Source organism: Arthrobacter sp. TRD_SC_6, from assembly GCF_055361185.1.
In genome coordinates this window covers 2,831,296-2,856,461 of the sequence record NZ_CM143953.1, presented here as the reverse complement: position 1 = coordinate 2,856,461, position 25,166 = coordinate 2,831,296, and the positions used below count along the sequence as shown (strand labels likewise).

At 64.4% G+C, this 25,166-nt stretch carries 24 protein-coding genes and 1 riboswitch; of the genes, 11 read left to right on the top strand and 13 right to left on the bottom strand.

What is annotated here, in order from left to right; genetic code table 11:
* Window positions 1–120: 120 nt before the first annotated feature.
* The 3 genes from ACWA1U_RS13560 to ACWA1U_RS13550 form a co-directional block, all read right to left on the bottom strand.
* The gene (locus tag ACWA1U_RS13560) at window positions 121–411 is read right to left on the bottom strand and encodes a DUF1540 domain-containing protein (RefSeq protein ID WP_463722688.1); all 291 of its coding nucleotides are present in this window, start codon (window positions 409–411) and stop codon (window positions 121–123) included.
* A gap of 142 nt (window positions 412–553) precedes the next feature.
* The gene (locus ACWA1U_RS13555; protein ID WP_463722687.1) at window positions 554–1,330 is read right to left on the bottom strand and encodes a spermidine synthase; all 777 of its coding nucleotides are present in this window, start codon (window positions 1,328–1,330) and stop codon (window positions 554–556) included.
* On the bottom strand, window positions 1,327–2,541 hold the full coding sequence (locus tag ACWA1U_RS13550; RefSeq protein ID WP_463722686.1) for an aminotransferase class I/II-fold pyridoxal phosphate-dependent enzyme: 1,215 nt from the start codon (window positions 2,539–2,541) through the stop codon (window positions 1,327–1,329). The genes ACWA1U_RS13555 and ACWA1U_RS13550 overlap by 4 nt, the downstream gene beginning before the upstream one ends.
* Window positions 2,542–2,623: 82 nt before the next feature.
* On the opposite strand from ACWA1U_RS13550, the gene coaD reads away from it, so the two are divergent.
* Together coaD and ACWA1U_RS13540 are read left to right on the top strand one after the other, a co-directional pair.
* Entirely contained in the window at window positions 2,624–3,100 is a 477-nt protein-coding gene (gene coaD, locus ACWA1U_RS13545) for a pantetheine-phosphate adenylyltransferase (protein WP_463722685.1), read from the top strand.
* Between the two features lie 61 nt (window positions 3,101–3,161).
* Window positions 3,162–3,416 carry a hypothetical protein gene (locus tag ACWA1U_RS13540; protein WP_463722684.1) on the top strand — a complete coding sequence of 85 codons (255 nt, stop codon included), beginning with the start codon at window positions 3,162–3,164 and terminating at the stop codon, window positions 3,414–3,416.
* Here the strand turns inward: ACWA1U_RS13540 and ACWA1U_RS13535 are convergent, their stop codons facing one another.
* The 4 genes from ACWA1U_RS13535 to ACWA1U_RS13520 are packed head-to-tail and all read right to left on the bottom strand — an operon-like array spanning window position 3,417 to window position 6,446.
* Window positions 3,417–4,490 (bottom strand): sulfate/molybdate ABC transporter ATP-binding protein, encoded by a 1,074-nt coding sequence (locus tag ACWA1U_RS13535; protein ID WP_463722683.1) that lies wholly within the window; start codon window positions 4,488–4,490, stop codon window positions 3,417–3,419.
* Window positions 4,487–5,275, bottom strand: coding sequence for an ABC transporter permease (locus ACWA1U_RS13530; protein WP_463722682.1), 789 nt, complete (start codon window positions 5,273–5,275; stop codon window positions 4,487–4,489). The genes ACWA1U_RS13535 and ACWA1U_RS13530 overlap by 4 nt, the downstream gene beginning before the upstream one ends.
* Window positions 5,272–6,036: a molybdate ABC transporter substrate-binding protein gene (modA, locus tag ACWA1U_RS13525; protein ID WP_463722681.1), complete on the bottom strand. Its 765-nt coding sequence runs from the start codon at window positions 6,034–6,036 to the stop codon at window positions 5,272–5,274. The genes ACWA1U_RS13530 and modA overlap by 4 nt, the downstream gene beginning before the upstream one ends.
* On the bottom strand, window positions 6,036–6,446 hold the full coding sequence (locus ACWA1U_RS13520; RefSeq protein ID WP_463722680.1) for a TOBE domain-containing protein: 411 nt from the start codon (window positions 6,444–6,446) through the stop codon (window positions 6,036–6,038). The genes modA and ACWA1U_RS13520 overlap by 1 nt, the downstream gene beginning before the upstream one ends.
* 216 nt (window positions 6,447–6,662) lie before the next feature.
* Between ACWA1U_RS13520 and ACWA1U_RS13515 the strand changes: the two genes are divergently transcribed.
* From ACWA1U_RS13515 to ACWA1U_RS13490, 6 genes are all read left to right on the top strand, one after another.
* On the top strand, window positions 6,663–7,193 hold the full coding sequence (locus ACWA1U_RS13515) for a YceD family protein (protein ID WP_463722679.1): 531 nt from the start codon (window positions 6,663–6,665) through the stop codon (window positions 7,191–7,193).
* A gap of 2 nt (window positions 7,194–7,195) precedes the next feature.
* Window positions 7,196–7,399 (top strand): 50S ribosomal protein L32, encoded by a 204-nt coding sequence (rpmF, locus tag ACWA1U_RS13510; RefSeq protein WP_463722678.1) that lies wholly within the window; start codon window positions 7,196–7,198, stop codon window positions 7,397–7,399.
* Between the two features lie 57 nt (window positions 7,400–7,456).
* Window positions 7,457–8,197, top strand: a complete 741-nt coding sequence (gene rnc, locus ACWA1U_RS13505; RefSeq protein WP_463722677.1) for a ribonuclease III — start codon at window positions 7,457–7,459, stop codon at window positions 8,195–8,197.
* A gap of 63 nt (window positions 8,198–8,260) precedes the next feature.
* A complete protein-coding gene (mutM, locus tag ACWA1U_RS13500) occupies window positions 8,261–9,304 on the top strand; it encodes a bifunctional DNA-formamidopyrimidine glycosylase/DNA-(apurinic or apyrimidinic site) lyase (protein ID WP_463722676.1) in 1,044 nt (347 codons plus the stop codon).
* Window positions 9,305–9,392: 88 nt separating this feature from the next.
* Window positions 9,393–9,674 (top strand): YtxH domain-containing protein, encoded by a 282-nt coding sequence (locus ACWA1U_RS13495; protein ID WP_463722675.1) that lies wholly within the window; start codon window positions 9,393–9,395, stop codon window positions 9,672–9,674.
* 129 nt (window positions 9,675–9,803) lie between these two features.
* Window positions 9,804–9,976: riboswitch (cyclic di-AMP (ydaO/yuaA leader) on the top strand.
* An 8-nt stretch (window positions 9,977–9,984) separates the two neighbouring features.
* Window positions 9,985–10,872 (top strand): LysM peptidoglycan-binding domain-containing protein, encoded by an 888-nt coding sequence (locus tag ACWA1U_RS13490; RefSeq protein ID WP_463722674.1) that lies wholly within the window; start codon window positions 9,985–9,987, stop codon window positions 10,870–10,872.
* Window positions 10,873–10,934: 62 nt separating this feature from the next.
* Here the strand turns inward: ACWA1U_RS13490 and ACWA1U_RS13485 are convergent, their stop codons facing one another.
* Genes ACWA1U_RS13485 through ACWA1U_RS13475 form a run of 3 tightly spaced genes read right to left on the bottom strand, consistent with a single transcriptional unit; the run spans window position 10,935 to window position 15,531 of the window.
* Entirely contained in the window at window positions 10,935–11,912 is a 978-nt protein-coding gene (locus ACWA1U_RS13485; protein ID WP_463722673.1) for an NAD-dependent epimerase/dehydratase family protein, read from the bottom strand.
* Window positions 11,909–14,515 carry an alpha/beta fold hydrolase gene (locus ACWA1U_RS13480; protein WP_463722672.1) on the bottom strand — a complete coding sequence of 869 codons (2,607 nt, stop codon included), beginning with the start codon at window positions 14,513–14,515 and terminating at the stop codon, window positions 11,909–11,911. The genes ACWA1U_RS13485 and ACWA1U_RS13480 overlap by 4 nt, the downstream gene beginning before the upstream one ends.
* A complete protein-coding gene (locus tag ACWA1U_RS13475; protein ID WP_463722671.1) occupies window positions 14,509–15,531 on the bottom strand; it encodes a 3-oxoacyl-ACP synthase III in 1,023 nt (340 codons plus the stop codon). The genes ACWA1U_RS13480 and ACWA1U_RS13475 overlap by 7 nt, the downstream gene beginning before the upstream one ends.
* Before the next feature lie 300 nt (window positions 15,532–15,831).
* Here ACWA1U_RS13475 and smc point away from each other — a divergent pair, with 300 nt between their 5' ends.
* On the top strand, window positions 15,832–19,407 hold the full coding sequence (gene smc, locus ACWA1U_RS13470) for a chromosome segregation protein SMC (RefSeq protein WP_463722670.1): 3,576 nt from the start codon (window positions 15,832–15,834) through the stop codon (window positions 19,405–19,407).
* Window position 19,408: 1 nt separating this feature from the next.
* Here smc and ACWA1U_RS13465 read toward each other — a convergent pair whose 3' ends face one another.
* Both ACWA1U_RS13465 and ACWA1U_RS13460 read right to left on the bottom strand, forming a co-directional pair.
* Window positions 19,409–20,158 (bottom strand): class F sortase, encoded by a 750-nt coding sequence (locus tag ACWA1U_RS13465; RefSeq protein WP_463722669.1) that lies wholly within the window; start codon window positions 20,156–20,158, stop codon window positions 19,409–19,411.
* Between the two features lie 141 nt (window positions 20,159–20,299).
* On the bottom strand, window positions 20,300–21,691 hold the full coding sequence (locus ACWA1U_RS13460; protein WP_463722668.1) for a hypothetical protein: 1,392 nt from the start codon (window positions 21,689–21,691) through the stop codon (window positions 20,300–20,302).
* Between the two features lie 236 nt (window positions 21,692–21,927).
* Here ACWA1U_RS13460 and ACWA1U_RS13455 point away from each other — a divergent pair, with 236 nt between their 5' ends.
* Window positions 21,928–22,617 (top strand): LuxR C-terminal-related transcriptional regulator, encoded by a 690-nt coding sequence (locus ACWA1U_RS13455; protein WP_463722667.1) that lies wholly within the window; start codon window positions 21,928–21,930, stop codon window positions 22,615–22,617.
* Here ACWA1U_RS13455 and ACWA1U_RS13450 read toward each other — a convergent pair.
* Complete coding sequence (locus ACWA1U_RS13450) at window positions 22,535–23,782, bottom strand: MFS transporter (protein ID WP_463725050.1); 1,248 nt, start codon at window positions 23,780–23,782, stop codon at window positions 22,535–22,537. The genes ACWA1U_RS13455 and ACWA1U_RS13450 overlap by 83 nt on opposite strands.
* A gap of 124 nt (window positions 23,783–23,906) precedes the next feature.
* Between ACWA1U_RS13450 and ftsY the strand changes: the two genes are divergently transcribed.
* Window positions 23,907–25,106, top strand: a complete 1,200-nt coding sequence (gene ftsY / locus ACWA1U_RS13445) for a signal recognition particle-docking protein FtsY (RefSeq protein ID WP_463722666.1) — start codon at window positions 23,907–23,909, stop codon at window positions 25,104–25,106.
* Window positions 25,107–25,166 lie beyond the last annotated feature (60 nt).

The window sequence follows — 25,166 nt, the reverse complement described above, 5'->3', positions numbered from 1 at the left end:
ACACTAAAGGTCATCCCTCCGGCCTGTTCGCCCGGAAAGCGCGACGCCGGTGCCGCCGAAATAGAATCGGCAGCACCGGCGTCGGGGTAGCGCTTCACTGGGGAGTCAGTGGCATGCGCCCTATCGCGGTTGGTAGGAGAGGCAGTCAGCGAGGTCTGATCCGGAGCCGATCTTGACGTCGTGCTTCTGGCACATCATGTGACTGTTGTGTTCACACTCGGTGCGCTGGCAGGCACCAACGTGCGCCAGGACCACCGGCAGCCCGCCGGTCTCGGAGGTGTCGATGAAGGTTGCACAGGACGCGTGTTCCGGGCTGCCACTGACTGTGATCGCGTAGGCGGTGCACCCGTCATGGTTGAAAGAGCAGTTATGAACCGAGCAGTCGGATACCTCGGTGATTTCCGTGGTCATGATTCCTCCAGTTTTACGGTATTTCAAAGTTTTAACCTGCTTGTTCTTCAACGGTACTGCGGTATCCGGCGGATATCTGTAGTTCAATAGCGCATGATCGGTGCACGTAAATGGGGTGCCGTGGACAGGTGCCCGGCGCCGGCTAATGGAGCCCCTGGGCGAAGTCGGCGTAGTCGGTTCCGGTCAGGACAGCGGCGGGATGCGGACCGGCCTCCAGCAAGGCGTCCGTCCACCCAGGCGGCCACCGCGTGGTCCCGACCAGGACAATGTTTCCTGCGTGCCGCCCACTGAACATTCCCGCTTCACCCAGCGCACCAACGTCGTACCCTGTGTCCTGGAACATCCGCGCCTGCTCACGGGCGAAGGTAAACGGAGGGTCATCTCCGACGTTCACCAGCACCACACCATCCGGAGCCGCCGCAGCGGTGAGCAGCCGGTAGAACTCGCCGGTGGCGAGCTCGGTTGCGCCGGCGGCTCCCGAGAAGACGTCAAGAACGACGACGTCGAAACTCCCCTGAGCACAGGAGGCCAGGGTCTGGCGGGCATCTTCAACCAGGAGCTCGCACCGCGTTCCCGGGGGCAAGGGAAGATGTTCGAGGACGAAGGCCAGGAGTTCGCGCTCGCGCTCGACTGCCACCTGTTCAGAACCCGGGCGGGTGGACTGCACATACCGGGCGAGGGTCAGCGCGCCCGCGCCGAGGTGGAGTATGCGGATCGGTTCACTGGCCGGTTTGAATACATCGATGACGTTGGCGATCCTCCGCAGGTATTCGTAAAACACATTGGCCGGATCCGCAAGGTCGACGTGGGATTGTTGGGCGCCGCCAATGCTGAGGATGTAGGCGCCGTCGTTGAAGGCGTCCTGGTCGATCTCGGCGTGCAGGCCGGCGCCGCGCAGGTACCGCGATGGAACGCTCACAGGCGGTCGCGAAGGGTGGCGAGGCGCGCAACCGCTTCGGTCAGGACATCGACGCGCTTGCAGAACGCGAACCTCAGCATCGACCGCGTGCGCCGGGCTCCTTCCTCATGGCAGAACATCGGCACAGGTATGGCGGCTACTCCCACCAGTTCGGGTAGCCGGCGGGCAAACGCCGTCGCGTCCGTGATACCGAGCGGGGCTGCGTCCACGACGGTGAAATAGGTGCCCTGGGGCTCGTAAACGTCAAAGCCGGCGGCTCGCAGGCCCTGGTTGAGCAGGTCCCGTTTGTGGTGCAGATCGTCCGCTATGCCGCGGTAGAAGGAATCATCAAGGGCCAGGCCGGCCGCGACGGCAGGTTGAAACGGCGTGCCGGAACTGTAGCTGAGGAAGGACTTCACGCTGCGCACGGATTCGACCAGCCGTGCCGGCCCGGTCAGCCAACCGATTTTCCAGCCCGTCACAGAGAACGTCTTGCCGGCGGAGGAAATGGTGATGGTGCGCTCCCATCCACCTGGCAGGGTTGCAACGGGTATATGTGTTGCCCCGAAGGTCAGGTGCTCATATACCTCGTCGGTCACAATAATGGCGTTGTAGCGTTCCGCAAGTTCGATGATGCGCATGAGCACCTCACGGGTGAACACCGTACCCATCGGATTGTGCGGGTTGTTCACCACAATGATTTTGGTCCGCTCGGACATCGCTGCCTCAAGGGCGTCAAGGTCCGGCTGGAAGTCCGGGGCAAGCAGGGGAGCCGTGGTGTGCCTAGCGCCGCTCAGACCGATGATTGCGCCGTAGGAATCGTAGAAAGGTTCGAAGGTGAGGACTTCATCGCCCGGCCCGGCGAAGGCGAGGATCGACGCCGCGATTCCTTCGGTAGCGCCCGTTGACACCACAACTTCGCTGGCGGCGTCGACTGCCAACCCGTAGAAGCGTTCCTGGTGGGCGGCCACTGCAACACGCAGTGCGGGAAGCCCGCGTCCGGGCGCGTACTGGTTCATGCCTGCTGCGATGTTGGCCTGGGCCAGCTCCAGAAGTACCGCTGGCCCGTCTTCGTCCGGGTAACCCTGCCCGAGGTTGATGGCCTCATGCTGGGCGGCCAGCGCGGTGATCTCCTCGAAGATGACGGTTCCGAGCTCACCGTTGGGCGAGAGAAGATTCGCGCCGCGCGCGGTGCGCTGCCAGGGGGAGAGTTGTCCGGTGGTGGCGTTCATGCCTTCCAGTATGTCGAACAGTCTGTCGAATACCCGCTTGTCACGTCCACTTCATGGACGTGACAAGCGGTAGATTCGAAGCATGCGCCGTGCCGTCTGCCCCGGATCCTTTGACCCCATCCACAATGGTCATCTGGAGGTCATCGCGCGGGCGGCCAGCCTCTTCGACGAGGTGATCGTGGCGGTTTCGACCAATTACACGAAAAAGTATGTGTTTTCCCTTGAGGACAGGCTTGAAATCGCGCATGAAACCCTCACCTACCTGCGCGGCGTATCGGTCATCCCCATGGGCGACGGGCTCCTTGCGGAGTTCTGCAGGGAGCACGGGGCAAATGTCATCGTGAAAGGGCTTCGGTCCAGCCAGGACTTCGACTACGAGCTGCCTATGGCGGCGATGAACCGCCAGCTCACCGGCGTCGAAACGGTGTTCATACCGGCTGAAGCGAGCTATTCCCACCTCTCCTCCACCCTGCTCAAAGAGGTGTCGGCGCTCGGTGGGAACATTTCTCCCTTCGTGCCCAAGGCAGTGCTGAAAAGACTCAGGGAGAAAACCGACTGAATAGCGCCGCCTCCGGCGTACAATCGGATTTTTCGGTAGGAAAGGTGAGAAGAGGCGGACAGTGGGAAAGAGTCGAATCACTCCAGAGGATCCGTTTCCTGACAACCTCAACAAGCTTGACGACAGTCAGGTGGAGGTTCTCAACAGCAAGGTTCATCGCCAACTTGAGGCCGAATACGTCCAAGAAGGCCAGCCGCATCCTGAAACGGCGGTCCGCCACGAGGAGCTCGACGAGGAACTCGACGATCGTGATCTCTTGTCGGAGGCAGCGGACAGCGCAAGGGATTCAGGCCGGCAGTCCGGATCCCGTCAGTAGTCAACGCAGGTAAAGCGAAATCTCAGTCGATTTGATACTGAAGTAGACGTTCATTCCGGGCACCAGGTCCAGGTCCGCGGCAGCCGCCGTCGTAATTTCTGCACTGAGGTGCCCTGCGCGTACTGTCGTCCGTCCGCCGTGCTGCTCCAGGTCGGAGATGGTGACGGCCAGGACGTTGCGGGGACTGCCCTCGGGATCATGCCGGTGCACGGCCACTGCCCGTGGACTGAAGATGGCCGCTGCTTCCTCGCCTGCAGGCAGGGGCGGGTCGGCGAGTGCACTCACGTGGTAGCCGTCGGCGGTCTCCAGCCCTGAATTGTCGGTTCGCCCGGTCAGCAGGTTCATCCCGGCCAGGCCTGCCGCAAAACTGCTGCGGGGCTTTTCCAGAACCGTGCGCGCAGGGCCGTCCTCCACGATCCGTCCACCGTCGACAATCACCACTCGATCGGCCAGGAGCAGGGCGTCGACGGTGTCATGTGTGACGATGACCGCGCTGCGTCCCTCGAGCACGCGGCGCAGCGTCCGCCGCAGGAGGGGCGCTACGGAAACGTCGAGTGCTGAGAGGGGTTCATCAAGGAGCAGAAGCTCCGGCTCCGTTGCCAGCGCACGCGCAACGGCAACGCGTTGGGCCTGGCCGCCAGACAGGCTCGAGGGGCGGCGCTTGGCCAGGTCCAGGGCGTCGACCTCGCCCAACCAGCGCTCCGCCGCAGCACGCGAGGCGCTTCGCGGCAGGCCCGCGCAGCGGGGCCCGAAGGCTACGTTGTCCAGCACCGAGAGGTGAGGGAAAAGGAGTGCGTCCTGTGCGAGCAGGGCGATGCCACGGGCGTGAGGTGGTACCCATGTCCCGGAACCGAACAGGGTGCGGCCACTGAGCTTGATGGCGCCGTCGTCGGGCTTCAGCAGACCGGCCAGCACCGCGAGCAGCGTGGATTTGCCCGCTCCGTTCGGTCCCATCACCGCAACCGTTTCACCCGCGGCGACCCTGAAGCCGCCGTCGGCTTCTGCACCGCCGCCGTCCTGGTAGCCCACGCTGAAGTTCCGCGACCGGACCCGTGCCGTGCACTCCAGGGTCATGTCTTCTGCCCATCCTGCACTCGGTGGGCAAGCCCCACCACGATCACCGCAACGGCTACCAGCACGAGGGAGAGCGCGACGGCGGCGTCGGCGTCGGTCTCTCGCTGCAGGTAAATTTCCAGGGGAAGCGTGCGGGTCACGCCCTCGAGGCTTCCCGCGAAGGTGAGCGTCGCGCCGAACTCGCCGAGCGCCCGGGCAAAGGACAGAACGGCTCCCGACACAATACCGGGAAGAACGAGCGGCACGCTCACCCTCCGAAGCACGGTGGTTGGCCGGGCGCCGAGGGTCGCGGCGACGGCTTCGTAGCGTGTACCGGTTGTCCGCAGGGCTCCTTCAAGGCTCAGGACGAGGAACGGCAACGCGACGAAGGTCTGCGCAAGCACGACGGCGGTGGTTGAAAACGCGATACCCACACCGAGAACGTGCAGGGTTTCCCCGAGCAGCCCCTGCCTGCCGAAGGTATAGAGGAGCGCGATGCCGCCAACCACGGGTGGCAGGACGAGCGGCAGCAATACGAGCGCGCGGAGTGCGCGTTGACCGCGGAATGCCGTCCTTGCCAGCGCGAATGCCATTGGCACTCCGAAGAGGATGCACAACAGTGTGCTGGCGGCCGAGGTCTGCAGGCTGAGTCCCAACGCCGACCGTGAGGATTCCGAGCCGATCAGCGCACCGAACCTGCTCCAGTCAACCCGCAACACGATCGCAAGCAGGGGAAGGAGGACGAACAGCGCTCCAACCGCCGCTACGGCCAGTAGCCAGCGGGGAACACCGGAATGACCGCTCATGGGACCGGTGGCCCGAACCCGGCGTCAGCGAGTAACCGCTGGCCGTCCGGCCCGGTGACGAGGTCGACGAACTCTTCGGCCAGGACTGTGTCCGTGACTGGGGCTATGGGGTAGGCGTTGACTGCAGCGGCTGCTTCAGCGAATACGATCCCGTCGATTGTGCCTGCGGATGCGGCTACATCGGTGACGTACACCAGCCCGGCGTCAGCCTGTCCGGAGGACACCTTGCCCAGCACGTCCGTTACTGATCCTTCCTCGCTCACCGGTGAGATGCTCACTCCTGCCGCCCGCTGCACGTCATCGGCAGCGGCTCCGCAGGGAACCTGTGGTGCGCACAGCACCACGTTCAGTGCGGGGTCGGCAAGGTCAGCCAGGGTGGTGATGCCGCCGGGGTTGCCCGCCGGGACGGCGATGGTCAGGGTGTTGGTGGCAAACGTCACCGGCGCGTTGCCGAGAACGCCAACCGACGCGACGGTTTCCATGGTTGCCTGATTCGCTGATGCGAAGACGTCAGCCGGGGCGCCCGAAATTATCTGGGTAGCGAGGTCGGATGAACCGGCGAAGTTCAACTGCACGCTGACACCGGGATGTTCCGACTCGAACTGGTCCGCAATGGTTTCAAAGGGAGCTTTCAGCGACGCGGCGGCGAAGACGGTGACCGGGCCGCCCGCCGTCGTGCTTTCACTGCTGCAGCCCGTGCTGCTCAACAGCAGGGAGCCACAGGTGGCGATGGTAACTCCCGCGCTGTGAATGCGGCGCATCAGGTGGGTTCCCCGGTACCGTCTGCCGTCTCGACGATGACCGTAGTGGCTTTCACCACAGCCACAGCTACGCTTCCCGGGGTAATCTTCAACTCCCGCACGGCTTCGCTGCTCATCAGCGAGACCACCCGGTGCGGTCCGCACTGCATTTCCACCTGTGCCATGACCTTGTCTGTTACTACGTTGGTCACCAGGCCGACGAACCGGTTCCGGGCGGAGGTGGCAGCTGACGAGGGATCAGGTGGGAGGACGGCACGCCGGCGGGCCAGGGAAGCCAGTTCGAGGCCGTCGAGCTCGGTAACTCCGGAGGTCTGCGCTGCGGTGAGGGTGCCGTCATCGATCCAGCGCCGAACGGTGTCAGTGCTGACCCCGAGGAACTGCGCTGCTTCCCGAACCCTTATTTGCGTCATAAAAGCCAGTATAGTGTTGCAGGTACGTGGATTCCGCGTCAGGAGTGCGCAATCCCGGCTGGGCAGTGCTTGCGCTTCTGGCCCGGTTTGGGAAGGGCGTTCGTTTCGGGCTAAGATAGTTCGTCGGTCACATGTTCTACAGGAGTTCTCATTAAGAGCGATCTCAGTTCGCCTCTGGTCTTCAACGTCAGAGACCTCGGACGCAGTCCGGGAAGCATGCGGACAGTCGAAGAACATGTGTCCGCACCGAAGGATTTTGGTGTGGCGCTCATCGGCGTTCAGGAAGGCTCCTCCATGGAGCTGGACCTGAGGTTCGAAGCCGTACACGAAGGAATCCTGGTATCGGGAACCGCGGACGTCCAGATTACTGGCGAATGCGGGCGGTGCCTGGATCCCATTCAGTACGGGAGCAGCGTTGATGTGCAGGAACTCTTTTCCTACGACAACTCAGAGTTGACGGAGGAAGAGGAGCAGGACGAACAGCGCACGGTAGAGAACGATGCAATCGATCTTGAGCCTGTGTTGCGGGACGCGGTGGTTACTTCACTGCCGTTCCAGCCGGTATGCCGGGAGGATTGCCAGGGACTGTGCGTCGAGTGCGGCGCGCGGCTTGAGGATGATCCGGGCCACCAGCACCAAATCCTGGACCCCCGCTGGGCTGCCTTGGCAGGGTTGACCGGCACAGCCGTCAACCCACAGGCTGATCCAGATGCAAAGACAGATTTTGACGAGAGAGAAGAGAGTTAGCCGTGGCTGTTCCCAAGCGGAAAATGTCCCGCTCGAATACGCGTGCACGCCGGTCCCAGTGGAAGGCCACTGCGCCCAAACTGGTGAAGACGGTGGAGAACGGTCGCGTCACCTACAGCCTTTCCCACCAGGCCAAGGTTGTCACCGACTCCGCAGGCACCGAGTTGTTCCTTGAGTACAAGGGCCGCAAGGTCGCCGACGTCTAATTGCTGCACGTGCCGGTTCTCCGGCGCCCGCAGCATTGATCGGAAGCGTCGCCTGGCGTGGAAAATATAGAAGATCTTTCGAAGCGTCTCGGCGTCATCATTGATGCCGGGACGCTTCGTCTTGCCCTCACGCACCGCTCGTATGCCTACGAGCAGGGCGGTATCCCCACCAATGAGCGCCTCGAGTTCCTCGGTGACGCGGTGCTCGGCCTGTCCGTAACGGATGCCCTCTACCGCGACAACCCCGGCCTGTCCGAGGGTGAGCTCGCCAAGCGTCGTTCCGCCGTCGTCAGCACCCGTGCGCTTGCAGCCGTTGCACGCCGGATCGAGCTGGGGCCGCACATCCTTTTGGGCCAGGGGGAGAAACTTACCAACGGTTGGGATAAGTCCTCCATCCTCGCCGACACCATGGAAGCTGTCATCGGCGCGACCTACCTCAGCAACGGGATGGAACCGGCGCGATGCCTGGTCATGAGGCTCATTGGCCCCGTCCTTGAAGACGCCGCCGCGCTGGGCGCAGGGACCGACTGGAAAACCAACATCCAGGAGATCGCCGCCGCGGAACGCATGGGCGTTATCGACTACAGGGTCACCGGCTTCGGCCCCGATCACGACAGACGCTTTGAGGCTGTGCTCGTCATCGGGGGCACAACCTACGGGTCCGGCGCCGGACGGTCCAAGAAAGAAGCCGAGCAGGAAGCCGCTGCCGCCTCCTGGAAGCTCCTCAGCATAACTGAGGAAGCAACCGCCCTTCAGCCTCGATCCGGCGAACCGGCCGGTTCCCGCTCCCAGCCCTGACGTCGGCAGTGCTAACTCCAACGGCCACACTGACGTCGTCAGTTCCGCCTGGAAGTTCCGGCGATGCCTGAGCTTCCCGAAGTCGAGGTGGTACGGCGCGGCCTCGTCCGCTGGGTGCGGGGCCGGACCATCGAAGCGGTTGACGTTATAGACCCGCGTTCCATCCGTCGCCACGCCCTTGGCGCGGAGGACTTCCGCGGGAACCTTTTGGGGGCGACAATCACCGACGCGGTGCGCCGCGGCAAGTTCCTCTGGATGCCCTTGGCTGCACCTTCGGACTACGACGATGGCGAGGACGACGACGCCAGCCAGGTCCCGCTGTCGTCCGGCGTGGATTCTTGGGGGCCGGAAGAGTCGCAGCCTGGGGGAGCAGGCCGGGCCCGAGTCGCCCTGATGGCGCATCTGGGAATGAGTGGGCAACTCCTGGTCGAGGACGCCGCGCAGCCGGATGAGAAGCACCTCAAGGTGCGGCTGCAGCTTTCGCAGGTATCCGGGGGCGCCGCCCTTCCCTCGGAGCTTCGGTTCGTGGACCAACGCATTTTTGGCGGGTTGTTCGTTACGGACCTGGTTACCACTGCCGACGGTATGCCCGGCGGGCAGGGAGAGCTCCCCGAGGCGCTCGTGCCGCTGGCTGCGTCGCATATCGCCAGGGACCCGCTGGATCCCGCGTTCTCGTTCGATGGTTTCTTCCTACGACTGAAGACGCGCAGGACAGGTTTGAAGCGCGCGCTCCTGGACCAGACACTGGTTTCCGGGGTAGGCAACATTTACGCAGATGAAGCGCTGTGGGCGGCCAGGCTTCATTACGCGCGGGCCACGGACACCATCCGCCGCCCCGAGGTCGTCCGGCTGATCGGCGCCTGCCGGTCAGTGATGGAGCGCGCTCTCGAGGCGGGCGGCACAAGTTTCGACTCCCTGTACGTCAACGTCAACGGTGCGTCGGGGTACTTCGAACGCTCGCTCAACGCCTACGGAAGGGAGGGCCTTCCATGCCGCCGTTGCGCCGAAGCTGGCCTCGAATCCCGGATTCGCCGGGATCTCTTCATGAACCGCTCGTCCTACTACTGTCCACAATGCCAACCTAGGCCCCGGAACGGCCGCTGGTGACACGCCAAACGTGACAAAGCTAAGTAAGCTGACTAGGTTCGTTGATTGAATGTCCTCAAAGACGCCTCAAGACCTCAGGAGCAATGCAATGAAGAACAAGCTGGTTTTCGCCGCTGGTATGGCTGCAGGCTACGTGCTGGGTGCCCGCGCAGGACGCGCGAGTTACGAGCAGATCAAGGTCAAGGCCAAAGATCTGTGGAACAACCCGAAGGTTCAGGAAACGGTGACTGACGCCACCGAGGCTGTGAAGGCCAAGGCTCCCGAGGTGCAGGCACAGGCGGAGCAGGCGTTGAAGAAGGCGCAGGAAGCCATGCACCGCTCCGGCAGTGAAGACAAGCCGAAGGACTCCACGGATCAGTACAAGATCTAGTTTGTGTCGAGGCTTCTTGCAGCGAATTGACAGCATGCTGTGCTCGTGATCAAAACGTGACATTTCAACCAATGGAATGTACCGTTGATATCAAGCCGGGTTCCTAAGCCCGGCTTCCTCCTGGCAGATTGCCTAATCCTGTCGCTGTCGGGGGGCCCGTTCGCTAGACATCCGACAGGAGCGGGGGAACCAGATAGCGGGCTTCATTCCCGAAGCCCTAGGGGTAAAGACGCAAAGTTTTCCGCGCGTCCGGGTGGCTCCCATCCGAATCCGACAGCTAACTCCGCAGGCACTGGGAGAGGCCCTTTCCGTGTCCAAAAACCGTCATATCGCGCGCCACCGCGCAACTTCCCCAAGCACTATGCAGATCGTTTCGAAAGCGGTCAGCACCCACGCCGGAACGGTCGGCCGTCCAGCCGCTGCCGTTGTGGCAGCGTCGGGGCTCATGTTCGGAGCAGCCCTGCCGGCAAGTGCCGGCACCACTGCTTCAGAAGGCTCGTTCCAGGCTGCTGAGGCCACCGCGCAGGTGTCCGTGCAGGCTGCGGTAGCTCCAGTACCTGCCGCTCCGGCTCCGGCCGCCGCACAGGCAGCAAGCGCGCCGACCCACACGGTGCGCTCCGGTGACACCCTCGGTGCCATCGCTTCGAACTACGGAGTCAGCCTTGATGCGTTATTCGCAGCCAACGGCCTTGGCTGGGATTCCGTCATCTACCCCGGTCAGGTCATCAGCCTCTCCGGCAGCGCAGCAGCGGCACCAGCTCCTGCCGCTCCTCAAGCGGACACCTGGGTGCAGGCAGCGCCAGTGCCGGCACCCGCGCCGGCTCCAGCGCCCGCAGACACCAGCACAATGGGAATCACCACCGCCTCAAGCAACATCACCGTTGCTGACAGTGCAGGCAGTGCCACCGGTGCAAGTGTTCTCGCCTCAGCACAGGCCCAGTTGAATGCCGGAGCTATCCAGGACTGCACCCGCCTGGTCGAGATCGCACTTGGCACGGGAGATCTTGGACCCATGCAGTTCGCTTCGCTGGGCACGCGGGTAAGTTCACCTGCTCCAGGCGACCTGGTCATCACCAGTGGTCACGTAGGTGTCTACGCAGGCGGCGGAATGGTCATCAGCAGCGGCATGAACGGTGCAAACCTCACCATGCAGCACCCACTGAGTGACCTGCCCGGAGCGTTCTTCGTGCGCGTCTAATTATCAGAGTGCGGCTAGGGAGGATCGGGAAACTGGTCCTCCCTTTTCGCATGCAATCCCGACTAGACCCGCCCGCCGTAGTGCGCGGCAAGGCGGGCAAAGCCTTCATCGAGGCTCACTCCCGGCGTCCAGCCAAGCAGGTCACGGGTCTGCCGCTGGTCGAACCAGTGTGCGGTGGAGAGCTGTTCGGCAAGGAAGCGCGTCATCGGGGGCTCGCCGTCCGCGTTAGCCCCGCGCCACACTTTCTCCACAGCGGATCCGGCTGCTCGTCCCAGCCAGGCGGGCACGGACAACTGTGGCGCCCGAACCCCACCGGCCAGGCAGATCCTGGCAAGCAGTTCCCCAATCGGCCGCGGCTCACCGTTGGTGATAACCAGGGCAAGGCCCCTCACCCGGTCAATGGCGGCCAGCGCTGCGACAATGCCACCTGCAGCGTTATCAATGTACGTGGTGTCCACCAGGGCCGTTCCACCCCCGAGCAACGGAAGCCGTCCGGTACGCGCCCGGGTCAGCACACGTTCGACCAGTTGCGTGTCACCCGGGCCCCATACGATGTGCGGGCGCACGGCGGTGACCGCCATGCCGCCGTCATCATTCCGGGCGAGGGCCAGGAGTTCCGCCGCGGCCTTGGTGACGGCGTAATGACCACGCGCGCGGACGGGGTCAGCGGGCTGAGCGCCGGCGCCGACTAGGGAGTGCCCGGCGTGTGCAACCGAGGGCGAGGACACGTTGACGAACCGCCCGACACCGGCCGCGCGCGCTGCATCAAGCAGGCTCCGGGTTCCCTGCACGTTGATGCGTTCGAAATCTGCCCTGTCACCAGCGAAGGAAACTTTCGCAGCCAGATGGATCACCGCATCCACGCCATCAACCGCGCGCCGCGCGGCTTCAGGGTCGTTTAGCTGGCCTAATGAGTCTTCGGCTCCAGTCACGCCGGAGGGACGTCGCTGGAAGGTCCGCACGGAGCTGCCCCGCTGGACCAGGAGGTCTGCGACTGCATTCCCGAGCATGCCGCTGGCACCCGTCACGAGGACTCTCATGCGCGCTTCTTCCGGCGCCCCTCAAGTACCCGGCTGGCCCAGCGTCCTACCCTCACGCGGTCAATTTTCGCGTTATGGCGGATGTCCGTGGGCAACTCGGCCAAGGTCAGGACCGCATCCACGCGCACGCCCGCCGCTTCGGCGCTTCGGCGCACCGAGGAGGCAAGCTCCGGCGGGGCAAGGGCGGCATGAGCGCCGTCAGCCGGAACGACGACGGCGACAACGGCCTGGGAGCCCCGCGGACCGACACCCACCACGGCCGCGCCTCGGACCGAATCAAGTTGCTCGATAGCCTGTTCCGGCCCGACAGGGGTCACCACACCGGCCGGAGCGGTGATGATGTGCGCCAGCCGGCCTTCGACCCAAAGCCTGCCCTCGGCGTCGAGGTGGCCCACATCGCCGGTGCGGTGCCAGCCAGGGGTACGCGAAGCTTCACGTTCCGTTGCCCACAGCCGGTGGTAGCGGTCTTTGACGTGCGCCGCGCGGGCGAGGATCTCGCCGGTGACTGCAGCCGTCGTCGTGGGCTCGCCAGTAGCTGTACCTTCGGCGTCCAGCGGCACGATGGCCACCTGCGCTCCGGGAACCGGCAATCCAACGCAGACGCCGTTACCGGAGCCGGCTACAAGGCGGGACAGGGCGGCGCGGATTCCAGGAAGGTCGATGTCAGTCACCGGAAGAGCTTCGGTCATGCCGTAGGGCGTGTGCAGGACCGCCCGGGGGACAAGTTCCTGGATTTCCTCGAGCAGGGACACTGGAACGGGCGCGCCGGCAGAGAGCAGGACGTCGATGCGTTTGAGCGCCTCGGCTCCGGCTGCCGGGAGGTCCTGGGCTGTCGCGAGCACGTTGCGCAGGGCCGCAGGTGAAGCAAAGACCACGGTGGCGCCGATTGCCGCGGCTGCATCCGCCAGTGCGCGGGCGGTCAGGGTGCGGGGAGCGGTAACGTCCATATCCGGCGTCACCGAGGACGCACCGAGCGCCGGGCCAAGCAACGCGAACGGTGCGAAGCCTGCGACCAGCGCACTTCCCGGACGCAACTCAAGCGTGGCGGCGAGCGTATCCCGCATCGCTGAGAGCTGGCGGTGGGTGTAGACCACTCCCTTCGCGGGCCCGGTGGAACCGGAGGTGAAGAGAATTGCGGCGTCAGCATCCGGCTGCGCGGCAGGTCCTGAAAAACCGGAAACGGATGCGTGTCCGGATAGATCTTCAAGACTGTGGCTGACCCCGAGGAGCCGTGCCCTCGCAGCGGAGAGGTTCGGCACGCTGATCCGGGTACCCGGCCACCGGAACACCCGCGCCGCGACCAGCGCACGCTCGATCCCGACCAGGAATTCCGGAACGGCCCCGCGCACTGCGAGGCTCAGCCCTTTGGCGCCCAGTCCTGCGTCCGCCACGACGATGACCGCGCCAAGCCGGAGGCACGCATAGATGAGGACGGTCAGTTCGACGCCAGGAGGAACCATCAGACTGACCCTGCTCCCCGCCTTGACCCCAACACCCGAAAGCGCTCCGGCGAGCCCGTTGATCCGCGTGTCCAGTTCGCTCCACGTCAGGGAGCGCCCGATCGCACCCGTGGGGCCCATGTCCGCGACCGCGAGGGAGTTGGCGGCCGGTCCGGCGGCGCTTTCTTCGACCTGTTGCCACAACGGAGTGAAGGACTCGTTGGAAAGACGCGTGCCGCCGTCGTCGGCTCCGGCGGTGAGCTCGTCACTCAACCACGTGAAGATCGGGGAGGCGATGTCCCGGTCCTCCGCGACGAGGTGGCTGGCACCTTCGAAGCGGTGGACGTGGGCGTGGGGGAGTCGGGAGACCAGGTCCTCAAGGTAGGTATCGGAGAAGATTGGATCGCCCGGACCCCAGAGCAAAAGGACGGGAACCTCGAGTGTGCGGATACTCTCTGCGATTCCCGTGAGTGGTGCGTGGCTGGGATGGGCTAAGTCAACCGGGATGTCCGCGACGAACTGCGCAATGCCCTGGCGTTGCTTCGCTTTCCGGTACGGCAGGCGGTAGGCGGCACGGACGTCGCGCGGCAGGCGTGGGCGGGCCAGGGCCAGCGTTGTATCGAGGAACGCTGTGGTTCCGGAGGTCCCGGCACGATGGATGGCTCTGTTGAGCGCCAGCCTCAGCGGAGCTGGGATGGGTTCGTCGGGGCTCTGGTGGATCGCGGTATTCGTGAGTACGACGGCGGCGAGATCCTTCCGGTTCCGGCTCGCGTATCCAAGGCTCACCACGCCGCCCCAGTCATGTCCAACCGTCACGACGGGGCCGTCCAGCTGCAGCGCGGTGGCGAAGTCCTCGAGGTCCTGCACGCGATCGGCGAGGCGGCGGGGCAGGCCAGTGCGTTCAGAGAAGCCCATGTCGAGTTGGTCCACGGCGATGACGCGCCAGCCGCGCTGTGCACCCGCAGCGAGCACGCTGCGCCATAGGTAGGACCACGTGGGATTACCATGTACGCACAACAGGGTGCCCCGATGCGGCTCGTTCAGCGAGGAACTGTTGTCCAGGTAGTGCCAGCGGTTGACGGTACCCTCCGGGTCCACGCCAGCCGTGGACGGCACGTCAAGGTGGGCCGACCATGAAGGGTCGACGCCGGGAAGTTCTACCACGCAATCTCCATCATGGCCGTGTTCAGGCCGGAACCCACGCCCATGCAGAGAACGCGGTCACCGGTGTTGAGTGACTGGGATTCCGCGGCGAGGGTCATGGGAAGCGACGCCGGTCCAACATTTCCCCACTTCGGGAAGGTCTGGGGAACCTTCGCCGGGTCAAGGTGAACAGCTTCGATGATTGCCTTGGTGTGCGTGGTGCTCACCTGGTGGGTGATGTAACGGTCCATATTGGCCCAGTCCCATTCCTGCTGGGCTTCCTCCCAGGCTTCTGAGACCAGCTTCAGCCCGCCGTCCAGCAAGCCCTGGGCATCGGTGTACATGCCGTCGATGCCGCCAACGCAAAGTTCGTGGTGCTCGGTTCCGGCCCGAGCCACTCCGCCGAGCATGCGGTGGGAGCCGGAATGGAGGTCGGCGGGCCCGACGATCGCCGCCGCGGCACCTGAGCCCAGGGTGAGGGTAGCGAATTCCTGCATGAAGCCTTCACGGGAGTCCACCCGTTCGTTCAGCCTGCGAAGTGTTGCTTCCTGAGTGGCCTGGGAATCTTCACCGTTGACCACCATGGCGTACTGGATCTGGCCGGCCTCGATCATATTGGCGGCGAGCATCATTCCGTTGACGAATCCCAGGCACGCGTTGGTCACGTCGAAGTTCATCGCAGAGGAGGGCAACCCCAACCCGTGATGGATCTTTACGGCGACGGACGGCTCCAAGTTGGTCCTGGATACGGAGGTGTTGATCAACAGGCCGATCTGGGACGCCTCGATTCCTGTCGAAGCAAGGGCCTTTGCGCCCGCCTCGATGGCGCCGTCCTCGAAGCCGGTGCCGGGAGCCCACCAGCGGCGCTCGGTAATTCCGGCCACCCGCTGCAGGAGCCCCTTGGACAGGCGCAGGCGCTTGAGGGCTGGGGCAAGCAGGTGATCGAATTCCTGCGACGTGACAATGACCGGTGCCTCAACACTCTCCACCCCAAGCAGGGCGGTGTTGTGGTGTCGGAAGTCGAAATTACCGGTCAAATTTCCTGCCTTGTTATCTGCGGTCCTGTCCGTCGCAGCTGTTCGCTGCACCGGAACCGATAGCGCTTGACCGGCGTTGACTGCCAATCAGAAAATGATAAGCATACTTCGGTTACTAACGATCCTTAGGAAAGCCTAGTTCCTCCAGCGAATTACGGCACGTCCGGGTTTTTCATCCGTTGGGCGCAATACCGTCCAAATCCGCCGGAACGCAGTAGATTATGGGGTGAACAGTCCCGCCTGTTTGTGACAACGGACACCGGGGATCCCTTAATACCCGTCTGGAGAAGACCGAGGCCCGTGCATCTGAAAAGTCTGACCGTGAGGGGCTTCAAGTCATTCGCCTCTGCCACAACTTTCGACTTTGAGCCAGGGGTCACCGCCGTCGTTGGGCCCAACGGCTCCGGGAAGTCCAACGTGGTCGATGCGCTGGCGTGGGTAATGGGGGAGCAGGGGGCCAAAACCCTCCGCGGCGGAAAGATGGAGGACGTCATCTTTGCGGGTACGTCCGGCAGGCCGCCGCTGGGCAGGGCACAGGTTTCACTGACTATCGACAATGCGGACGGCGCACTGCCGATCGAGTATTCCGAAGTGACCATCTCCCGCACGCTCTTCCGGGCTGGCGGGTCGGAGTACGCAATCAACGGCACCAACTGCCGGCTGCTCGACATCCAGGAGCTGCTCTCGGACTCCGGCCTTGGCCGGGAGATGCACGTCATCGTGGGACAGGGCCAGCTGGACCGTGTGCTGCACGCAACACCTGAAGACCGCCGCGGTTTCATCGAAGAAGCTGCGGGCATCCTGAAGCACCGCCGCCGCAAGGAGAAAACGATCCGGAAGCTTGAGGCGATGCAGGCGAACCTGACGCGCCTCACCGACCTCACCGGCGAAATCCGCCGCCAGCTGACTCCGTTGGGAAAGCAGGCGGATGTTGCGCGCCGCGCCCAGCAGGTGCAGTTCGAAGTCCGGGACGCGCGGGCAAGGCTGCTCGCCGATGACCTCGTGACGCTGGTTGATTCGTTCGAGCAGGAAATAGCCGACGAAACTGCGCTGAAGCAGCGACGCGCCGAAGTCGAGTCCCAGCTTGAGGTTGCCCGCGCGCGGCAGGCGGAGCTTGAGCGGCTCGCTTCCGAGGCAACTCCGCGGGTCAACGCCGCGCGTGACACGTGGTACGGGCTCTCTTCGACCAGGGAACGCTTCCGCTCCCTGGGCAGCCTGGCGGAGGAACGACGCCGGCTCCTCGGCTCTGTCGATACAGCGGCCGACGCCGGGCGCGATCCTGAAGAACTGGAGCGGCAGGCCGCCGTCGTGCGTGCGGAGCAGGCAGAGCTCGAAGAACACATCACCGACCGTCAAGGCGCCCTGGAGGACGCAGTCGAACAACGCGCTGAGGCAGAGGAAGCTGCCGCAGCGGAGGAGAAGCGACTCGCGTCGCTTCTCCGCGCCGCCGCGGATCGTCGTGAAGGACTGGCCAAGCTGTCCGGGCAGGTGGGTGCGGCACGGTCCCGGGTCGAGTCGGCGGAAGCGGAGCTCGGGCGACTTCGGGCGTCCGTGATTGGGGTGGGCGAGCGGCGCCAGCGTGCCCAATCCGATTTCACCGCCCTCGAAACTCAGGTCGCGGGGGCGGAAGAGGGCGAGGAGGGCCTCGATGCCGACTACGAGGAGGCAAACGCGGAACTCGCTTCGATCCTGGCGACGCTGGAGGAGTTGAGCCTGGAGGAACGCACCTCGGAGCGGGAGCGCGATTCCCTGCAGGCCCGGATCGAGGCGCTGGAGCTCGGCCTCGAACGCAAGGACGGGTCGCTCGCGCTCCTTGACGCGAAAGCCGCCGGCGTCCTCGGGCCGGTCGCCGGGCTGCTCACCGTGGAAGCGGGTTACGAGAGGGCCGTCTCAGCTGCGCTGGGTGCGGTCGCCGAAGGTGTCGCCGTCGAGTCCCTTGAGGCGGCAGCCAGCGCCCTGGCGCTTATAGAGAGGAACGACGCCGGCAGGGTTGATCTGCTCGTCGCGTCCTCCGGGCCGAAGGACGAAGGGGTGCCGCTTTCCTTGCCGGCAGGTGCGCGGGTCGCGTCGGAGGTGGTCACCGCGGGCCGGGGGCTGGAAGGCGCCATCGGAATGCTGCTGCGTGGCGTCGTCGTCGTCGACGGTCTACAGGAGGCCGTGGCGGTGGTGAGTGAGCAGCCGCAGCTGACCGCCGTAACGCGTGAAGGCGATGTCTTCACGGCGGCAAACGTGCGCGGCGGTACGGCTGCTGCTCCCGGAACCATAGAGGTCCAGGCAGCCGTTGAGGAAGCAGCCGCGGCGCTGCGTCTCGCGACGGAACGCTACGAGCGCGCGCGTTTTGGGATTTCGGCTGCGACGGCGCGGCGGGCGGAAGCGCAGGAGCGGGCAGACACAGCACTGGACCGCCTGCACGAGTCCGATGCGCGGCTGGCCGCAGTAGCCGAAAAGCTTGGGCAGCTCGGTTCCGTGCTGCGGGCATCGACCGGTGAGACCGAGCGGCTGACCGCCCTCGCTGGTGCGGCTGAGGCCAATCTGGCGGCTGAGCAGGACCGGCTTGAGGAGATGACCGAGCGATTGTCCCAGGCGCAGCAGGCGCCCACTGAGACTGAGCCGGACACCCAGGGAAGGGACATGCTCGCCCTTGCAGCAACGCATGCCCGCCAGGCTGAGATGGAAGCACGCCTGGCCCTGCGCAGCGCGGAGGAACAGCTGAACGCGATTAGGAACCGCGCCGCCTCACTCGAACACGCCGCCGAAACCGAGCGGAAGGCCCGGGAACAGGCCGCGGAAAGGGCGCGGCTCCGCCAGTTGCAGGGGGAGAAGGCCGCCGCCGTAGCCAAGGCCGTGCGTCAGGTGCTCGGTTTCCTGGACGTCGCCGTGGAGCGGGCCGCGCAGAGCCGGGACGCAGCAGAGGAGGTCCGGTCCGCCTGGGAAGCGGAGCTGGGAGCGGTGCGCTCCGAGAATGAGAAGCTGCTGGCTGAGCTGGCCGTGCTCACCGATTCGGTACACCGGGATGAGCTGGCACGTGCCCAGCAGCGGTTGAGGATCGAAACACTTGAGAACCGCTCAATCGACGAACTCGGCCTGACTGCCGACCACCTTGTCGCCGAGTATGGCCCGGCCCAGCCGGTACCGGCCGCGCCCGGTTCCAGCGACAAGTGGGCGGAGCTGCGTGCCGCCGTCGACGACGACGGCAATCCAGTCCGCGAGGGCGTTCCGTTTGTGCGCGAAGAGCAGGAAAAAAGGCTAAGGCGTGCCGAACGGGACCTTTCTGCGCTGGGCAAGGTCAATCCGCTCGCGCTCGAGGAATTCGCTGCGCTCGAAGAGAGGCACCAGTTCCTCAGCACGCAGCTCGAGGACCTCAAGGCCACACGGAAAGACCTGCTCGACATCATCCGCGAAGTGGACGCGCGGGTGGAGGAGGTGTTCACTGCCGCCTACCGCGACACTGCCGCGCAGTTCGAGCGTGTGTTCGGCCGGCTCTTCCCCGGGGGCGAAGGACGGTTGGTCCTTACGGACCCGGAGGACATGCTCACCACCGGTATCGAGGTGGAAGCCCGGCCGGCAGGCAAGAAGATCAAGCGGCTCTCACTCTTGTCCGGCGGCGAAAGGTCACTCACCGCCGTCGCGCTCCTGGTTGCGATCTTCAAGGCCCGGCCGTCGCCGTTCTACGTCATGGACGAGGTTGAGGCGGCACTCGACGACACCAACCTCGGCCGGCTCATCACCATCTTCGAAGAGCTCAGGGAGTCCAGCCAGCTCATCGTCATTACGCACCAGAAACGGACCATGGAAGTGGCGGATGCGCTCTATGGCGTCACGATGCGCGGCGACGGAGTATCAACGGTGATCAGCCAGCGGCTGGTGGACGCCTGACCTAGGCTGGCGTCGCCGTGATCACGACGTTCTTTCCCCACGGATCGTCGATGAAACAAGTGATAAGAACCAGGCGGTTGGGGACTATGTCCCAAATGTCGCTGTTCTTCAGCGTGTCCTTGTCATGCACGGTTACGGAGTCCACTACATAGTCGAGGGATCCAGTCAGGGTTCCAAGCACAATGGCGTCGCCGGCCTGCACCTCAGTGCTCAGCCGGTTGAACGGTGCGTTCCGGTCCAGCCAGCTATGCCCGGTGATGTAGGTGGTGTTCTGTGACCCGAGCCCGGGTTTACCGTAGGCCGTGATCCAGTAGGCCTCCTCGGTGAAGGGCGGCACCAGCGACTGGTTCGCCAGGTCCGCTGCCGTGGGGGCGAGGGCCAGGACGGGCATGTCGATGCCGGCTGCGGCCACGGTCAATCGGGTGGGCTCCGCAACAGCCGGAGCGTCAGTGCCCTGCCCGACGGCGGCAGCGTCGCCTGACGGGCTGGCTGGAGGCACCGCCGTCGGGCTGGAGGAAGCGGCCGGTGGTGGCGGAGCGCTCGTCGTTGGGCCGGCGGACGGCACCTTCCCCGCAACGGACGGTGCTGTCACTGTTGTGGGTGCTGCATCCGGAGCCAGGACGGTTGCATCCTCGGCAGTTGCATCTTGTTGTACGGCGGCGCAGGAAGTGGCCAGCAGTGCGGTCAATGCCAAAGATGCCCACAGCGCCGCGTGGCGTGATTGTTCAGGGGGCAATACAGAAGCGCTCATGTGCTGACCCTTCTTCCGGTTCCTCGTGTGGCGGCGCTTGAGCGCTTCCAAGGGGTTGTTGGCGCAGGCGCCGGACCACCGGCCTCACAGGGGCGTGCCGTGCGGCACCTTCTGTGAGGCCGGTGACCCGGCTTTTATTGACTAGCTGGCGTTCTGCATCCGGCGGATGCCGACAGCGCCGGCCGTCAGCACGAGGCCTGCAAGGACCAGTCCGCCAGTACCGAGGCCGAGGTTCGCTGGATCGTCAGCACTTGCCGACTGCACGTTCATGCCGCGGTTGCTGCCGCCGGTTGAGCCCGAGCCGGAGCCGGAGCCGCCGGGCGCCTTGACGACTGGCGTGGCGTAGTCATCGTCGTCGTCGCCGCTTCCGCCGCCGTTGCCGCCATCGCCACCATCGCCACCATCGCCGCCGCCGTTGCCGCCGCCGCCGCCGCCGCCGCCGTTGCCGCCGTTGCCATCGCCGTCGCCGTCGCCGTCGCCTCCGACATCGACGATTACGTTGTTGTCGACGTCAACGATGATGTCGATGTCGATGTCCGTGTCAGCAACTCCACAATTCGCAATGGCTGCGGCGAAGAGTGCCCTGAGCAGTGCAATATCCGCATCAATGTCGATGTCATCGATTTCGATCCGAAGGCCGGCGAGCACGTCGAGGGCGAGATCTAGGTCGGCCTGAGCCTCGAGGATTGCCTCCAGGTTCGCAGCGAGGTCTAGTGCAAGCTCGGCAAGATCAACGTCGGCCTGTGCGTCAAGGACTGCCTGAAGAGCTAGATCGACCAGGTCTTGCTGGTCGTCGAACAGGCCCTGAGCAACAAGTTCGAGGCCCACCACGGTGGCGAGGGCAGCACGGGCAGCGATGACCGCGTCGGTCTCGACGGCGAGCAGCGCATCCAGCGCGGCATCCAAGCGGAGGACTTCATCATTGGCGTCGTCAAGATCCTCTTGAGCGAGATCAAGCGCCAACTGTGCGGCTGCGATTAGCCCGAGATCTCCGCCGGCGAAGGCTTCGTCGAAAATACCCTGCGCTATGCCGAGGGCGAGCACGGCATCGGCCTGAACATCCAGTGCGTCATCGCGCGCCGTGGTCGCATCAGCGATCAGTCCGGCCTGAATCCCGAGTGCTACTTCCAGCAGCCCTTCAGCTTCGAGCACGTCACCTTCAGCCACCAGGAGCGCATCCAGGAGAAGATCCAGCTCAACCTGCAGATCATCCAGTTCCAGTTGGGCGTCGGCCAGAACGTCCAACAGGATGTCGAGGTCGGCCTGTGCGTCGATGACCGCAATGGCCGCTGCGTCTACAAGCGCATCAAGGCGGGCCTGGGCGGCAAGTACGGCATCCAATGCGGCGGTCAGTTCAACGGTCAGTGCGCCATCTACACCGATGGCCAGCAGGGCCGCCCGGAACTCTGCTTGGGCTGAGATGCAGGCAGGTGAATCGATGTCGGCCTGAGCCGGTGCGGCGCTGAAGAATGCGCTGCCTGCGACGAGTGCGGCAGTGGATCCGACGGCCACCAGTCTGTTGCGAGTAATCATGGTTTTCTCCCTCATGCGAATGCAAGTGTGATCCCCCGAAATGCCCGGAGGTAGGTCCGCCCGCTTTTCGGCAGCGGCCCCGGATCACATGAGACCCATCCGTTTGGCTATACACCATGGCCAAAAAGCTATGAAAGTAACCAATTTGTTACTAAGCGTGCTGTCAAATCAGGTTACGGTTATCCGAATGGCGCTGTGGGTCAGGATGTTCGCTGAACAGAAACTCAGGGGGAAGTATGGAGCCCGATCCTAGGCAGAACCTGTCAGTAAGCGTCCAGATGCTGGGAACCGACTACCTGACCAGCCTGGCCCTGGTTCAACTCTTTGAGCGATCCGGCTACGTTCACTTGAACGGTTTCAGCACCCGGCTCGTTGATGCCCTCAAACTGATCGCGCAGAAGCCGCCGGACGTGGTTTTGCTGGATGCCGGACTCGGAGAGGATGAAGTGCGTTCGGCGATATCGGCGATTATCCGGCTTGCTGACCCACCCAAAGTTGTTGTCCTGTCGGAGAAATCGGGCGGTGACCCTGCAGCTTCCATTCAAGCCGCGTTCAGGGTTGGTGCGTCCGCCTACCTTGTCCGGAACCTCGCCCTCGAGGACATCGCTGCTGCCCTGCGCATTGTCCATCGCGGGGGGCTGGTGAACGCGGGCATCACCATGTGCTCGCATCCAGCGGAGACCCCCGCGCGGATAGTCGATGTGCGCCTTCAGGAACGTATGCAGCAACTCAACGTCAGGGATCGGAGGATCGTCAGCGCCCTGGCGAACGGCCGGACAAACACCGAGATTGCCCGCTCCGTGAACGTCAGCGAGGCGACGGTCAAGGCACGCCTCGCCGACGTCATGCAGAAGCTTGGCCTCCAGAATCGGGTCCAGGTGGCGGTTGCGGCGGCTCGGGCTGGTCTGGGTGAGATTTCCCGCTGAGGGTTTCCCTCGCCGCGAGCCACATGAGGAATGCTGCCAGCGCCGTTACCCCGGTCAGGCCGAACGCCCAACCGTAGGAAAAGCTGTCAACCAGCAACCCGGCCAGAATCGGACCGACGATGGTCCCGGCGTCGGTGCTCATCTGGAAGGCAGCCAGCACCTTGCCGCCACTTCTGTGATTGCCGACAACATCGGCCACGGCAGCCTGCTGAGCAGGGTTGAGGATGCCGGACCCAATGCCCGCGACCACTGATACCGCAAGGAACGTGACCACATCACCGGTCAGGCCGAGGCAGGCCATGGCGACGCCGTTGATGGCTAGGCCGGTGAGTACGAGGGGCTTCCGACCGAGCGAATCTGCGAGCCTCCCGGAGACGGTGAGCGCAAGCGCGGTTCCGACTGCGAAGAACGCAAGGGAAATTCCTGCTACTTCGGGACCCGCGCCCAGCACGGTGGAGGCGAAAAGCGGTACCAGGGCCATGCGGACGCCGAACGATGCCCAGCCGTTCGCGAAGCCGGACACCAGCGCTGCACGGTAAGCGGAGTCCTGCAGGGCTTCCCGGACGGGCAGCACCGGCTGGGCAGTACCTTTGCCGCGGCTGCCTCTGCTGCCTAGGGAGGTGTCCTTCAGCTGGAAAAATACGACAGCGGCGGCAATGAGCAGGGCGCCGGCGTAGACAAGGAACGGCACGCGCAAGCCGAATTGCGCCAGGAGACCGCCGATGAACGGTCCGCCGATGCTTCCCAGAAGAAAAGCCGATGCGTAGGCGCCGCTGACTCGTCCCCGCATCCCGGGTGGAGCCAACCGGATGATGAGGCCCATGGCGGAGATCGTGAACATCGTGGACCCGATGCCCCCGAGCCCGCGGAAGATCAGCAGCTGCCAGTAGTCGCCGGCGAACGCGCATGCCGCCGTGGAGAGAGCCACGATGATCAGGCCGGCCACATACACTGGCCTCTCACCTAGGCGCTCCACGAGCTTTCCGCCGGCCGGTGCGAACACCAGTCGCGTGAAGGCAAACGCACTGACGATGACCGCTATCGCAGTAGCCTCCACACCGAAGCTTTCGGCGAACTGAGGCAGGACCGGCGCGACGAGGCCGAACCCAATAGCGATGACGAACGCCGCTGCAATAAGCACCTTGATTTCGCGAGGCAGGCGCATGCTCTCTACCTGGGCAGGATCAGCACCGCGCCGTGAAAAGTTCCGGAAAGCAACCACAATCATCGATTCTTGCAGCTTCACGCACTTCCCGGGTGCCAACCAGTGGTGTGAGAAGCTTGGGAACGTGAACGAGACCCTCCCCATAATCCTTTATGTAGTCGTTGCTCTAGCCGTCCTGGGGTCGCTTGCGGCCCTTCTCGTACGCTCGCGCAGGACCCCGCCGGGCACCTACACCACCACCAGGGACGCCGATGATGACGGCGGTCTTATCTCGGGCGGATCAAGCACGGACACCCTCGAACGCCCCGGCGCTGACACATCCGACGTCGTCGTGCCGGATGATCTCCGTGACCTGGAGGAAACGCAGACGGGTCGGGAAACCGTTCCGGTGGATACTCCGGATCCCGTGCAGGGACGGCTCTCCCGCCTCCGCGCCCGGCTGATCAAGTCAAACAACGCGCTCGGCAAGGGCCTGCTCGCGCTGTTGTCCCGCGACCGCATCGATGAGGACGTATGGGATGAGATCGAGGAGACCCTCCTGCTCGCCGACCTCGGTACCGAACCGACCATGGAGTTGGTTGATGCCCTCCGGGAGCGCGTGAAAGTGGCAGGAAGCCGCAGCCCCGCTGAGGTGAAGGAAATGCTCCGCGAGGAGCTCGTCAAGCTGGTCGATCCCACCATGGACCGCTCGCTGGCCACTGACCGCCATGCGGACCGCCCAGCGATCGTGATGGTCGTCGGGGTCAACGGCGTGGGGAAGACAACCACAGTGGGAAAGCTTGCGCGCGTGCTGGTGGCTGAGGACAAGGACGTACTCCTCGGCGCGGCTGATACCTTTCGTGCCGCGGCTGCCGAGCAACTGGCCACGTGGGGACAGCGCGTGGGCGTGCCCACGGTGAAATCCGACGTCGACGGCGCGGACCCTGCGTCCGTTGCGTTCGAGGCCGTTAAGGCCGGGATCGAAGGCGAGGTCGACGTCGTCATGATCGACACTGCGGGCCGGCTCCAGAACAAGGTTGGGCTGATGGACGAGCTGGGCAAGGTCAAGCGCGTCATCGAGAAGCAGGGAACGGTAGATGAGGTGTTGCTGGTGCTCGACGCGACCACCGGCCAGAACGGGCTGAACCAGGCGAAGGTGTTCTCGGAGGTGGTGAATGTCACCGGCATTGTGCTCACGAAGCTTGACGGCACTGCAAAAGGTGGCATCGTCGTCGCTATCCAGCGAACCCTCGGGGTTCCGGTGAAACTCATCGGCCTTGGTGAGGGCGCCGACGACCTCGCACCGTTCGACGCCGAAGGGTTCGTCGACGCCCTGCTGAACTGAGTGGACTCTTTGGTTTTCAGAAGCGCCGGTGGGACTTTCCGCCGGCGCTTTTCTGTGATG

Coding starts and splice junctions, on each gene's coding strand:
- modA (WP_463722681.1), bottom strand. CDS start 6,036: ATGCGCCGCATTCACAGCGCGGGAGTTACCATCGCCACCTGTGGCTCC.
- mutM (WP_463722676.1), top strand. CDS start 8,261: ATGCCTGAGCTTCCCGAAGTCGAGGTGGTACGGCGCGGCCTCGTCCGC.
- coaD (WP_463722685.1), top strand. CDS start 2,624: ATGCGCCGTGCCGTCTGCCCCGGATCCTTTGACCCCATCCACAATGGT.
- ACWA1U_RS13460 (WP_463722668.1), bottom strand. CDS start 21,691: ATGATTACTCGCAACAGACTGGTGGCCGTCGGATCCACTGCCGCACTC.
- ACWA1U_RS13535 (WP_463722683.1), bottom strand. CDS start 4,490: ATGACCCTGGAGTGCACGGCACGGGTCCGGTCGCGGAACTTCAGCGTG.
- ACWA1U_RS13450 (WP_463725050.1), bottom strand. CDS start 23,782: ATGCGCCTGCCTCGCGAAATCAAGGTGCTTATTGCAGCGGCGTTCGTC.
- ACWA1U_RS13455 (WP_463722667.1), top strand. CDS start 21,928: ATGGAGCCCGATCCTAGGCAGAACCTGTCAGTAAGCGTCCAGATGCTG.
- ACWA1U_RS13495 (WP_463722675.1), top strand. CDS start 9,393: ATGAAGAACAAGCTGGTTTTCGCCGCTGGTATGGCTGCAGGCTACGTG.
- ACWA1U_RS13560 (WP_463722688.1), bottom strand. CDS start 411: ATGACCACGGAAATCACCGAGGTATCCGACTGCTCGGTTCATAACTGC.
- ACWA1U_RS13515 (WP_463722679.1), top strand. CDS start 6,663: ATGCGGACAGTCGAAGAACATGTGTCCGCACCGAAGGATTTTGGTGTG.
- ACWA1U_RS13465 (WP_463722669.1), bottom strand. CDS start 20,158: ATGAGCGCTTCTGTATTGCCCCCTGAACAATCACGCCACGCGGCGCTG.
- ACWA1U_RS13530 (WP_463722682.1), bottom strand. CDS start 5,275: ATGAGCGGTCATTCCGGTGTTCCCCGCTGGCTACTGGCCGTAGCGGCG.
- ACWA1U_RS13485 (WP_463722673.1), bottom strand. CDS start 11,912: ATGAGAGTCCTCGTGACGGGTGCCAGCGGCATGCTCGGGAATGCAGTC.
- ACWA1U_RS13520 (WP_463722680.1), bottom strand. CDS start 6,446: ATGACGCAAATAAGGGTTCGGGAAGCAGCGCAGTTCCTCGGGGTCAGC.
- ACWA1U_RS13550 (WP_463722686.1), bottom strand. CDS start 2,541: ATGAACGCCACCACCGGACAACTCTCCCCCTGGCAGCGCACCGCGCGC.